General features: G+C 70.3%; 14 protein-coding genes. 6 read left to right on the top strand and 8 right to left on the bottom strand.

The window, feature by feature from the left end; translation table 11 throughout:
- Position 1: 1 nt before the first annotated feature.
- The 4 genes from MFF61_RS16355 to MFF61_RS16370 form a co-directional block, all read right to left on the bottom strand.
- The gene (locus MFF61_RS16355; protein WP_373324712.1) at positions 2 to 457 is read right to left on the bottom strand and encodes a UCP034077 family protein; all 456 of its coding nucleotides are present in this window, start codon (positions 455 to 457) and stop codon (positions 2 to 4) included.
- The gene (locus tag MFF61_RS16360; RefSeq protein WP_238236171.1) at positions 447 to 1,004 is read right to left on the bottom strand and encodes a peptidylprolyl isomerase; all 558 of its coding nucleotides are present in this window, start codon (positions 1,002 to 1,004) and stop codon (positions 447 to 449) included. The genes MFF61_RS16355 and MFF61_RS16360 overlap by 11 nt, the downstream gene beginning before the upstream one ends.
- A gap of 54 nt (positions 1,005 to 1,058) precedes the next feature.
- On the bottom strand, positions 1,059 to 1,559 hold the full coding sequence (gene coaD, locus MFF61_RS16365; RefSeq protein WP_238236172.1) for a pantetheine-phosphate adenylyltransferase: 501 nt from the start codon (positions 1,557 to 1,559) through the stop codon (positions 1,059 to 1,061).
- Between the two features lie 97 nt (positions 1,560 to 1,656).
- Positions 1,657 to 2,418 carry a phosphodiester glycosidase family protein gene (locus MFF61_RS16370; RefSeq protein ID WP_238236175.1) on the bottom strand — a complete coding sequence of 254 codons (762 nt, stop codon included), beginning with the start codon at positions 2,416 to 2,418 and terminating at the stop codon, positions 1,657 to 1,659.
- Between the two features lie 156 nt (positions 2,419 to 2,574).
- Here MFF61_RS16370 and MFF61_RS16375 point away from each other — a divergent pair, with 156 nt between their 5' ends.
- Together MFF61_RS16375 and MFF61_RS16380 are read left to right on the top strand one after the other, a co-directional pair.
- Complete coding sequence (locus tag MFF61_RS16375; RefSeq protein ID WP_238236176.1) at positions 2,575 to 3,150, top strand: hypothetical protein; 576 nt, start codon at positions 2,575 to 2,577, stop codon at positions 3,148 to 3,150.
- Positions 3,151 to 3,439: 289 nt separating this feature from the next.
- Positions 3,440 to 3,697 (top strand): DUF6894 family protein, encoded by a 258-nt coding sequence (locus MFF61_RS16380; protein ID WP_238236179.1) that lies wholly within the window; start codon positions 3,440 to 3,442, stop codon positions 3,695 to 3,697.
- Between the two features lie 78 nt (positions 3,698 to 3,775).
- On the opposite strand, the gene MFF61_RS16385 is transcribed toward MFF61_RS16380, so the two are convergent.
- Positions 3,776 to 4,540 carry an alpha/beta fold hydrolase gene (locus MFF61_RS16385; RefSeq protein ID WP_238236182.1) on the bottom strand — a complete coding sequence of 255 codons (765 nt, stop codon included), beginning with the start codon at positions 4,538 to 4,540 and terminating at the stop codon, positions 3,776 to 3,778.
- 219 nt (positions 4,541 to 4,759) lie between these two features.
- Here MFF61_RS16385 and MFF61_RS16390 point away from each other — a divergent pair, with 219 nt between their 5' ends.
- A complete protein-coding gene (locus MFF61_RS16390; protein WP_238236184.1) occupies positions 4,760 to 5,590 on the top strand; it encodes an FkbM family methyltransferase in 831 nt (276 codons plus the stop codon).
- 100 nt (positions 5,591 to 5,690) lie between these two features.
- Here the strand turns inward: MFF61_RS16390 and MFF61_RS16395 are convergent, their stop codons facing one another.
- The 3 genes from MFF61_RS16395 to MFF61_RS16405 all read right to left on the bottom strand — a co-directional run bounded on the left by MFF61_RS16395 (position 5,691) and on the right by MFF61_RS16405 (position 7,091).
- Entirely contained in the window at positions 5,691 to 6,131 is a 441-nt protein-coding gene (locus MFF61_RS16395; protein ID WP_238236185.1) for a Ros/MucR family transcriptional regulator, read from the bottom strand.
- Positions 6,132 to 6,306: 175 nt separating this feature from the next.
- Entirely contained in the window at positions 6,307 to 6,750 is a 444-nt protein-coding gene (locus MFF61_RS16400) for a Ros/MucR family transcriptional regulator (protein ID WP_238236189.1), read from the bottom strand.
- An 11-nt stretch (positions 6,751 to 6,761) separates the two neighbouring features.
- Positions 6,762 to 7,091, bottom strand: coding sequence for a hypothetical protein (locus tag MFF61_RS16405; RefSeq protein WP_238236190.1), 330 nt, complete (start codon positions 7,089 to 7,091; stop codon positions 6,762 to 6,764).
- Positions 7,092 to 7,333: 242 nt separating this feature from the next.
- Between MFF61_RS16405 and MFF61_RS16410 the strand changes: the two genes are divergently transcribed.
- The 3 genes from MFF61_RS16410 to MFF61_RS16420 all read left to right on the top strand — a co-directional run bounded on the left by MFF61_RS16410 (position 7,334) and on the right by MFF61_RS16420 (position 10,420).
- The gene (locus MFF61_RS16410) at positions 7,334 to 7,549 is read left to right on the top strand and encodes a hypothetical protein (RefSeq protein WP_238236191.1); all 216 of its coding nucleotides are present in this window, start codon (positions 7,334 to 7,336) and stop codon (positions 7,547 to 7,549) included.
- A gap of 554 nt (positions 7,550 to 8,103) precedes the next feature.
- Positions 8,104 to 9,237 (top strand): hypothetical protein, encoded by a 1,134-nt coding sequence (locus tag MFF61_RS16415; protein ID WP_238236193.1) that lies wholly within the window; start codon positions 8,104 to 8,106, stop codon positions 9,235 to 9,237.
- Positions 9,238 to 9,259: 22 nt separating this feature from the next.
- Positions 9,260 to 10,420 carry a TAXI family TRAP transporter solute-binding subunit gene (locus tag MFF61_RS16420; RefSeq protein ID WP_238236196.1) on the top strand — a complete coding sequence of 387 codons (1,161 nt, stop codon included), beginning with the start codon at positions 9,260 to 9,262 and terminating at the stop codon, positions 10,418 to 10,420.
- Positions 10,421 to 10,782 lie beyond the last annotated feature (362 nt).

Genomic DNA, 10,782 nt, shown 5'->3' on the forward strand with positions numbered 1-10,782 from the left:
CTTAGGTTCCGGAATACACGAATCGCAGGGCGATGGGACGCCCCGCGATGGCACCGCCGAGGCCCGGCGTCAGGCGCGCGGGCGTGCAGGCGCGCAGGGCCTTCAGGGTGGTGTCGACGAGCGCGCCGCGCCGGCCCGGGGCGACGCTCGCGTAGGTGATGCGGGGCGGTCCCTGAAGGGCGCCGTCCCGCGTCAGGCTCAGCCGGGCGGTGATCTGGGCACGGCCGAGGCCGAGGAGGGGGCTCCAGCAGGCGGCGAGCGCCGGGTAGAGCTGGACCAGCGTGTCGGCCGGGGAGACGAGGCCGTCGCGCGCCACCGGCACCCGCACCGTCGCGCGCAGCGTCGTCGGCAGCGAGAGCACCGGCGGCGCCTCGTCGACCTCGTCGACCTGCGCCGCGGCGCTTCCGGCCACCATGACGGCGGCGGTCGCCGCGGCGAGGCGCGGTCTACCGGCCATCCTGGGCGAGCTGCATCCGCACGATCTTGTCGGGGTTCTGCACCTGCCCGTTGGCGGCGCTCGATCCCTTCTTGATCTTGTCGACCACGTCCATGCCGGCCGTGACCTCGCCCACCACCGTGTACTGGTTGTTGAGGAAGGACGCGTCGCCGAAGCAGATGAAGAACTGCGAGTTCGCCGAGTTCGGGTTCTGCGAGCGGGCCATGCCGACGGTGCCGCGCCGGAACGGGGTGGCGGTGAACTCAGCCGGGATGTCGGGCAGGCTCGACTTGCCGGTGCCGGTGCCGGTCGGATCGCCGGTCTGGGCCATGAAGCCGTCGATCACGCGGTGGAACGGCACGCCGTCGTAGAAGCCCTGCTTGGTCAGCGCCTTGATCTGCTGCACGTGCTTGGGCGCGAGGTCCGGGCGCAGCCGGATGGTGATGCGGCCGTCCTTGGTGTCGAGATAGACGGTGTTGGCGTCGGGCGCGCCCTGGGCCGTGGCGGGCGTGACGGCGGCGAAGGCCGCCGCGAGGGTGAACGCCAGGGCGGCGATCCAGCGGGTCATCCGGGAAAACTCCTTCTCGTGCGGGTGAGCGGGGGGGCTGTCGCAGCCCTCGCCTCAGGACCGGGTGAAGCGGGCGGCGAGGCGCTCGGCCACCAGCGGCGGCACGAACGGCCGCACGTCGCCGCCCATGGCGGCGATCTGGCGGACCAGCGTGGCGGTGATCGGCCGCACGCCCGTGGAGGCCGGCAGGAACACGGTCTGCACCTCCGGCGCCATCACGCCATTCATGCCGGCGAGTTGCATCTCGTAGTCGAGATCGGTGCCGTCGCGCAGGCCGCGGATGAACAGGGTGGCGCCCGCGCGCCGAGCCGCCGCCACCGCGAGGTCGTCGAAGGTGGCGACTTCCAGGCTCGCCCCCTCGGCGGCCGCGAGCGGCCCGCAGGTGGCGCGGATCAGCTCCGCCCGCTCGTCGGCGGCAAACAGCGGCGTCTTGCCCGGATGCACCCCGATGGCGATGACGAGCCGTCCGACGAGGCGGCAGGCCTGCCGGATGACGTCGAGATGGCCGTTGGTGATCGGGTCGAAGGACCCGGCGTAGAGGGCTGTGCGGTTCATCGCCGCCCCAGGTAGGGCATGTGGGGCGAGAAGGAAACGGGCGGGATCGCGGCGACGGGGTCGCGGCGACGGGGTCGCGGCGACGGGGCTCCCTGCCTCAGCGCGGCACGGCGCCGACCAGCGGGCCGAGCGGCCGGCCGAGATCGGAGCGGTTGAGCGCGGGCGCGTAGAGGCTCGACACGCTCCCGTCGAGGAAGAGCGCGTTGGGGCAGTTCAGGCCGTCGCGGAACAGACGGGCGAAGGCCCCGAAGGTGACCGGCCCCTCCGAGATGGCGAAGACCGCGCTGTGCCCGTCCGGGCGCACGCCGACGCCGTTGCGGATCTTGAGCGAGGGGCCGTTGGTCGAGATCTTGGGATGGATGCGCCCGTTGATCACCAGCATCGGGCCGGACTGGGTGGCGTACTCGGCCTTCACCCGCCCGCGCAGGTAGCGCCCGGTCTCGACCACGCCGGCCTTGGTACCGCTGACGTAGAACACGCCGTTCGGCTTGAGATGGAAGTTGCCCGGCCCGTCCTGGGTGTTGGCCGCCTTCAGCTCGCGGCCCTCCTCCACGTAGAGGCCGACCGGCGCGAGGCCGGTATCGTACATGCCGGCATTCATCGCGAAGACGAGGCCCGCCCCCTGTGCCGAGGCCAGCCGGCTGAGCGAGCCGTACGGCAGCCCGTCGGCACCGCGCCAGAACAGCCTCACCCGCGCCCGGCGCAGGTCGACCGTGCAGGCGACGAAGCGCTCGCCCTCGTGCGTCACCGGCTGGCAGCCCGCAGGCGGGGCCGCGGTCGCCGTCCCGGCTGCGCGAGCCGGTTGCCCGAAGAGGAAAGCCGCGAAAGCGGCAGCGAGAATCAGACCGCGGCGGGTCATGCGCATCCATCGTCCCGGAGAATCGCGGCGCCGGCCGGCCGCGCCGACCCGATAGCAGTCGATCACGACTTTTTGCAGCACGGACCGAAACGCCTCCCGCAGCGTTTCTCCGTGTGAGGCATTGGGGGCGTGATCCTCACGACGGGAGAGTTCACGATGAAACGAGTGATGTTCGCGTCCGCGGCGCTCGCAGGAGCGCTGTTGCTGGTGCCGACTCTCGCTGAGGCGCGCGGGGGCTTCGGGGGCGGCGGGTTCCGGGGCGGCGGCTTCGGCGGCGGCGGCTTCCGGGGTGGTGGCTTCGGTGGCGGCGGCTTCCGCGGCGGTGGCTTCGGCGGTGGCGGCTTCCGGGGCGGCTTCGCCGGGGCAGGCTTCCGCGGCGGCGGCTTCGGCGGACCAGGCTTCCGGGGCGGCTTCGGTGGATACCGGGGCGGCTTCGCCGGGGCGGGCTTTCGCGGCGGCTACGGCGGCTACGGGTTCCGCGGGGCCCGCTTCGGCTATGGCGGCTGGGGCTACCGCCGGGGCTGGGGCTACGGTGCGGCGGGCCTCGGTCTCGGTCTGGGGCTCGGCCTCGCGGCAGCCTCGACCTATCCGTACTACGGCTACGGCGGCTACGCCCCGGTCGGCTATTACGGCTACGACGACGGATACTACGGCAGCTCCTGCTACCAGGTCCCGCGGACGCGCTGGACACCCTACGGTTGGCAGCGCATCTACGTGACCCGCTGCTACTGAGCAGGCCGAGCGCCGGACAGGGGGCCGCCTTCGGGCGGCCCTTTTGCGTTCGTGCATCCGGCTGCGCGGAGCGGATCGGCGGTCCGGGAAGCCCCTCGGGGCCGATACTCCTCCTTCGAGAAGGCGCCAGCCCAGCGATACTCCTGAACAGTATAACGCCGTGAACGGCAGCGCTTCCAAATTCACATTCGTACAAACTGGCTATTCTCTTCCCGGAAATCGTGAGTTATCTGATTGTGCCCGACGCAATGTGGTCGAAATGACCGACGCCCCGCGACGCGAGCGCCCGATGACCACGTATTACTTCCACTTCCAGTCCGGGCGCCGGGTGATCCTGGACTCGGAGGGAATCGAGCTGGCCAGCCCGGCCGACGCGCTCGAGCGGGCTGCGCGGCTGGCCACCGACCTGCTCTGCGAAGACGAGCTTGCCTGCGACTGGAGCCGGAGCGCGATCCGGGTCGAGGATCAGCACCAGCGCCGCGTCTTCAAGCTGGCGATGACCAGCGTGCGCGCCCGCCGCAGCCGGCTGCGGCCGCGGCCGCATTAGAGCATTGTCCGACGACGTGGATGCCGGTGCGCCGCAGACCGAGCGCAGGATCCGGCACGGTGCCGGCCGGGGCCGAGCTCAGGGCCGTTCGGCCAGGAAGCTCAGCACACCCGCCTTGTGCACCTTGTCGCCTACCGCGAGATTGTGATCGCGGTTCGGGATGTCGAGCGGGCGGGCGTTCGGCATGAGGGCGGCGAGGGGCTGCCCGGGGCCGGCAATGGGATCCCGCGTTCCCACCGAGACGAGGGTCGGCACCTCGATCTGCGCCACCTCGCCGCGCGTGAGCGTCTGCCGCGAGCCGCGCATGCAGGCCGCGAGCGCCCGCAGGTCGGCGCGGGTCTGCTCGGCGAAGATCCGGAACGAGCGGGCGACCGGGTCGGCAACGGCGTCGCTCGACGGTGCCTCCATGGCGTCCGGGATGCCGGCGGGCAGTCCCTTGCCCTCGACCAGGTGAATGCCGAGCCCCCCGAGCAGCGCCGAGCGCACCCGGTCGGGATGCATGAGCGCCAGGAAGGCGGTGATGCGCGCGCCCATCGAGTAGCCCATCACGTCGGCCCGGGGGAGGGCGAGATGGTCGAGGAGGCGGCGGGCATCGTCCGCCATCAGCTCGGAGGCGTAGGCCTCCGGATCGTAGAGCTTTTCGCTCGCCCCGTGGCCGCGGTTGTCGAGGGCGATCACCCGGTAGCCCGCTTCGGTGAGCGTGCGCACCCAGGAGGTGCTGACCCAGTTGGTCGCGTGGTTCGACGCGAAGCCGTGGATCAGCAGCACCGGATCGCCCGCGCCGGCCGGCGGCGCGACGTCGATATAGGCGATCCGCACGCCGTCGGAATCGAAGGTCAGCATGAGACGGCTCCGGGCTCTGCACCGGTCGCCGCCGTGGTCACCGGTTCGGCGGCGAGACTGATGCGACAGGAAGGAATTGAGGCAGACGTGGCCCCGAGCCATTCTGCCGAGGGCGCCGTCGCGTCTAGCCAGCGCGCCCCGCCGCCGCAAGCGCCGTCCCGTTGCGGGCGCGGGCGCGCGGTGGCAAGAGGCGCGCACCCGTTGTCACGACCCGACGAGATGACACACTCGACACAGCCCTTCGGCACCTATGCCCCCACCGGCCTCGTGCGCTGGATCGTGGCGCAGACCCAGCGCCTGCCGGACGAGGATTGGGGCGCGCGCCGCCTCGCGCTGATCCTGCGCCGCTTCGCCATCCGCATGCTGCGCGGCCGACCTCTCGACGTCGAGCGCTACGGCGCCCGCATGCGCCTGCACCCCTACAACAACAACTGCGAGAAGAAGGTGCTCTTCACCCCGCAGTTCTTCGATCCGGTGGAGCGGCGGCTGCTGGCCGAGCGGCTGCGGCCGGATTGCGTGTTCATCGACGTGGGCGCGAATGTCGGAGCCTACACGCTGTTCGTCGCGGGTCAGAGCGGGCCTGGCGCGCGCATCCTGGCGGTCGAGCCCCAGCCCGACATCTTCGACAAGCTCGCCTTCAACATCGCCCAGAACCCGTTCGGAACCGTCAAGGCGGTGGCCTGCGCGGTCGCCGACGCGCCGGGCGAGCTGACCCTGTTCGTCGACCAGCGCAACAGCGGCGAGTCGAGCCTCAAGGTCGTCGGCACCAACGAGGGCGCGGCGATCCAGGTCCCGGCCGTCACGCTCCTCGATCTGGTGCGCGGCGAGGGCATCTCGCGCATCGATGCGATCAAGCTCGACACCGAGGGCGCCGAGGACCTGATCCTGGAGCCCTTCCTGCGCACGGCGCCCCCCAGCCTGCACCCGGGCCTCATCATCCTGGAGGATGGGACCGACCTCTGGCAGACCGACCTCGCCGCGCTGCTGACCAGCCACGGCTACCGGCGCATCGAGCGCACCCGCCTCAACCTGATCTTCGAGCGCGCCTGACCCTCCGGAGCGGCTTCGGCGGGTTGCCTCGGGGAAGAATCCACCGAGGCGTCCGCGTTTTCGTCGCCGCTGACCCGGTGGCCGCGCCGGCGACGGAGGCTCAGGGCGCCTTGCCCCGCCGCCCCTTGCTGCGCTGCTGGCCGAGCCCGATGCTCTTGGCGAGTTCGGAGCGTTGCGCCGCGTAGTTCGCGGCGGTCATCGGATAGGTCGACGGCAGGCCCCATTTCTGCCGGTACTGGTCGGGCGTGAGCCCGAGACGCGCCAAGTGCCGCTTGAGAGTCTTGTAGGGTTTGCCGTCCTCGAGGCTGATGATGTGGTCCGGCGTCACCGATTTCCTGATCGGCACCGGCGGAACCGGAGGCTCGGGCGACGCGGCGGCGGGCTGGGCGAGCTGCACCAGCGCACCGTGGATGTTCTCGATGAGGCCCGGCAGCTCGGACATCGGCAGCGGGTTGTTCGAGACATAGGCCGACACCAGGCCGGCTGCCATCTCGACCGTGCCAGACCCAGTACCGGCATTGCCTTCGGCGGATGCTGTCATGCCATACTCCACGCTATTACCGGGAAAACTTGGGCGTGGAATATGGCTAGTCAATGGCGGCCGCAGGAATATTAAGTTAACAAATAGTAAAGACTGCATTCCGGCGGACGCGATGCGATGCGACGGGGACACGGCACCCCGGACGGTTCCCGCCCGGTGCGCGGCGGCACCCCCCCTAATGCGTGACGAGCGGGGCGCGGGTCCGCCGTCCCCGGCCCAACCCGAGGCTCTTGGCGAGTTCGGAGCGCTGAGCGGCGTAGTTCGGGGCCACCATCGGGTAGTCGCGCGGCAGCCCGAACCGGCTGCGGTACTCGTCCGGCGTCAGCCCGTGCTTCGTCAGGTGGCGCTTGAGCGACTTGTAGGACCTGCCGTCCAGGAAGCTCGTGAGGAAGTCGGGCGTGATCGATTTCCTGATTTGAGCCGGCGTCACCTTGGCGGCTTCCTCGACCGCGGGGGCGGGCGGGGCCCGCAGCGTGTTGATCGCTTCGCTCACGACCTCAATCAATCTCGGCAATTCGCTCGAGGGAAGGCTGTTGTGCGAGACGTAGGCGGCTACGATGTCGCTCACCATCTCGATCGGGCCGCCGCCGGCCGGCACAAACTCGTCCTCGTCATTCATCGTCGAATCTCTCACCGCGTTACTCCGCAATACATCATTCCCATAACTAGAATGGCAACGCGCAAGTCAATGCGCTGTTCTCCGAAAGCCGCCTCAAAACTCTGCAGGGCGATATGAGTCTTTAGTCGCAGAGCAGGACGAAACGCCTCAATGGCCACGCTTCCGCAGGCCACCGGCGGCTTCAACCGCTGCGGGTGCGCGATGAGTGTACACGGCCCCTGCGACTTGGCCGGCAGCGCCATCGCCTGCGCAGGGAAACGGGCGCCGACGGGAGGGCCTGCACCCGCCATCCGAACCGCGCTTTCGCCGCCGGGATGCGGCAGGAAGGCCGGGCCGATCACGGATCGGGATCAGGCGGATTCCGAAGTCACGCTCCACGCCTCGTATTCGGTCATCCTGGATCGTCTTCAGCAGCGGCTTGCCGTTCGGTCGAGGCATGGGCGGCGCCGTGCCGGATGCGCCATCCGCCACTCTCTACCACTCCGGAGTTCGATCGGTCGCCCTGATGCAACGTGTTATGCCATCTCCAACCGGCGCATGACTTTCAACAAGCGACAGATGCGCAGGGAGGATCGGAGTGACAGTGACCGATCTGGATCGGCCGGCCGACTTGACGGTCTGGGATCTGAATACGAAGGCCACGAGGGCGGTCGAACCCGTCGCGTTCGCGACGTTGCGGGCCGCCCTGCGCGAAGCGCGGCGCGCTCTCAAGGCGCCCGATCTGCAGCCCTGGATCACGACAGCTGGTGGCGAGATCCTGACGCCAGCATGGATCGAGGCCTACCGCACCAGGACGTGACCGGCCGACAGCCGGGACCATCACCGCGAACCGTGCGGGCCGCGGGTCGCCGGATCCTCGACAGGGCCGCGACGGCGGCCGCTCCGTCACGCCCCGAGTGGCCTACGGCGAGGGGGCCGAGCCGCGACCTCCATGGCTGCGCGGGCATCCCGGCCGATCCGGCTCCGATGCGGCCGGTAGGCTCGGCCATCCCGTGGCGGTCCATGCCGTCCGGCAGGACTCCTCGCCCATCGTGGACAAACGGACTACCCCCAAAGAGACATGCGCGCGCAAATAAATGCGCAAGCAAAACTTAAATAAAGCAAATCACGACATCTGTTTCCCATCCAAGATCTACCCGTTGGCGTGAATCGGCTTGCAGACCGAGCCGTGCCGGCAACCATGCTGTCGCCAAGGCCAGGCGGATCCGGGCTGCGCACCGCAAACCGGCGAGATGTCCGGCACCGGCCCGACCGGACTTCGGACGAAGGCCCGCACCGGGCCGCTCGCGCGAAACCGGCGTCATCCGGAGCCACAGAACGCCGGCGCACAAGAAGAACCAGGGAGATCACGCCATGCGAGCAGGATCGCACGCCCTCCGATGCCCTTCCGGCGAGGCGCGCAGGCCGATCACGCTGATCTCGGCGGGCCTGTACCTGGTCGGCTCATCCGCCTCCGCGCAGACCGGCACGCCTCCGGCGCCCGGGGCCGCGCCGCACCCGCAGGAGATGGTGCTGGGCGAGGCCAAACCGCTGACGACCGTCAAGGCGGCCCAGGGCGAACGCCTGTCGCTGCCCGTGCGCAACGTCGCGCATCTGAGCGGCAAGCTCGGGTCGGTGTACATCGTCGGTCTGCCCTCCGGCACGGTCGTCTCCGACATCGTGCACGACGCGACCGTGTCGGGCGACGCGCGCACCATCGACATCAGCTCCTGGAACCTCGAGAACATCTCGATCACCCTGCCGGCGCTCGCGGCATCGAGCCTGTCCTCGCCGATCGTGGCGAGCGTGGTGGCGGTTCTGCCGAAATCCGAGCGGTCGGCCTCGCTCAGAACCGAAACGCTGTCGACGACGGTGATCGTCCCGGAACTGAGGCAGGCGCGCCCGGCCGACACCGCCAAGGCGCAGTCGGCCGAGCGCCTCGCGCCGTCCTCCATGGCAGCAGCGGCCCCGATGCCTGCAGCCCCGGTGCCTGCGCCGCCCATAACCCCGGTCGTGCGCGCGGACGAGCCGGCGGTGCGGGCCTGGGCCAGTCCGGAACCGCCCTCTCGCGGTGCCGAGCCCGTGCGCCACGCCGCCCCGGCACCGGCACCGGCGCCGGCTGTAGCCGCGCCACCGGCCGCCCCGCGGGAGATGCCGGCGTCGAAGGCGGCGCCGGTCCTGCCCGCACGCGACGCCGCGGCCCAGCCGGCCGCCCCCGCCGCCGACCCGTCGCCCAGGACGCTCGTCGCCCGCGCCCAGCAGGCGATCAAGCTCGGCAACATCAGCGGGGCGCGGCTCTTCCTGCAGCGGGCGGCCGCCGGCGAGGATCCGGAGGCGCTGCGGCTCCTCGCCCAGACCTACGACGCGGCCGTGTTGCGGAGCTGGAACGTGCAGGGGCTGCAGCCCGACCCCGAGCGCGCCCGCCACTACTACGACGCAGCCGACCGCGCCTCGCGCAAGCCGGCGCCGACGCTGGCGACCTCCGTGCGCGAGATCTCGGCCCGCTGAGCCACACCCCAGGGAGGACACCATGCGTGGGAGACGAGCCGGGTTTCTGGTCGCGATGGCCGCACACTGCCTCGGCCTCCTGGCCGGCCAGACCGCCGCGGCCCGGGCGGCCGAACAGCCCCAGGCCGGCAGCAGCCAGCCGGCGGGAGACGACGCCACGAGCGAACTCACCCTCGGCGAGCGGATGAACGCCGCGACCGTCGCGGTCATCACCGGCACGCCGGGCGGAACCTACTTCCGCATCGGCGCCGATCTCGCCTTCGTGCTGGACGATGCCGACCGCCTGCGCGTCCTGCCAGTGCTGGGCAAGGGCGCCGGGCAGAATGCCTACGATCTGCGCTTCCTGAAGGGGATCGACCTCGCCTTCCTGCGCACCGACACGCTCGAGCAGCTGCGCCAGGACAAGCGGCTGCAGAACGTCGAGCGGCACATTCAGTACATCGCCAAGCTGTTCGACGACGAACTGCACATCATCGGCCCGGTCGAAATCGACGATGCCCGCAAGCTCGCGGGCAAGCGGGTCAGCTTCGACGTCAAGGGCAGCGGCACGGATTACAGCGGGCGGGCGATGTTCCGCAGCCTCGGCATCGCCGTGGAGGCGGTCAATGTCGATCAGCCCACCGCCCTCGACATGCTGCGCAAGGGCGAGCTCGATGCGGTGGTGTCGGTGGCCGCCAAGCCGGTCTCGATCATCGCGGGCTTCGACCCGGGCGGGAAGTTCCACCTCATCCCGGCGCGGTTCACCGACTCCGTGCACGAGGCCTACATCCCGGCGAGCCTCGCCAGCAGCGACTATCCCAAGCTCCTGACCTCGGGGACGATCGACACGCTGGCGGTCGGCTCGGTGCTCGGCGTCTACAACCATCCCAAGGGGTCGCCCCGCTACAGGAAGCTGACGCGGTTCGTCGAGGCGTTCTTCGGCAAATTCGACGCATTCCTGTCGCCGCAGCGCCATCCCAAATGGCGCGACGTGAACCTCGCCGCGAGCGTGAGCGGCTGGACGCGGTTCCGGCCGGCGCAGGAGTGGCTGGATGCCCATCGCGGGCAGGAGGCGATGGCGGCCTCCGAATCGGCGCAGTTCCTGAAGGAGCAGCAGCCGAGCGCGACGGCCGACAAGGAGGAGTTGTACCAAGCCTTCCTGAAATGGCGGAAGAGCCGGCGCAGCGCCGCGAGCGGCCTGTAGGCGCGACGGGGAGGGCGGCGCGGGCCGACGGGATGTCCGGGCCGCACCGCCGATCACGATTTGTGCAGCAATTCGTTTAGGTTAACCCGCGATTAACCGGGTCCGTGGCCAAGTTGCGGTCGGCGCCGCATCCGCGCGCCGCCGTGCCGGCCCATCCCCTCCCGCGGCGGGCCGCGCCGGCGCAACCAGCGAACACCGCGGCCTGCTCCCCGGACACGACACCATGCCCATGCGTGCGTGGCGTGGCGGGCCGCCGCATGACGAGGTCGACGACAGTGACGAGCCTGCTCACCAACATCTCGGCCATGACGGCGCTAACGACCCTCAAGGGCATCAACGCACAGCTCGACATCACGAGCAAC

The organism is Methylobacterium isbiliense (genome assembly GCF_022179325.1).
Lineage (GTDB): Bacteria > Pseudomonadota > Alphaproteobacteria > Rhizobiales > Beijerinckiaceae > Methylobacterium > Methylobacterium isbiliense.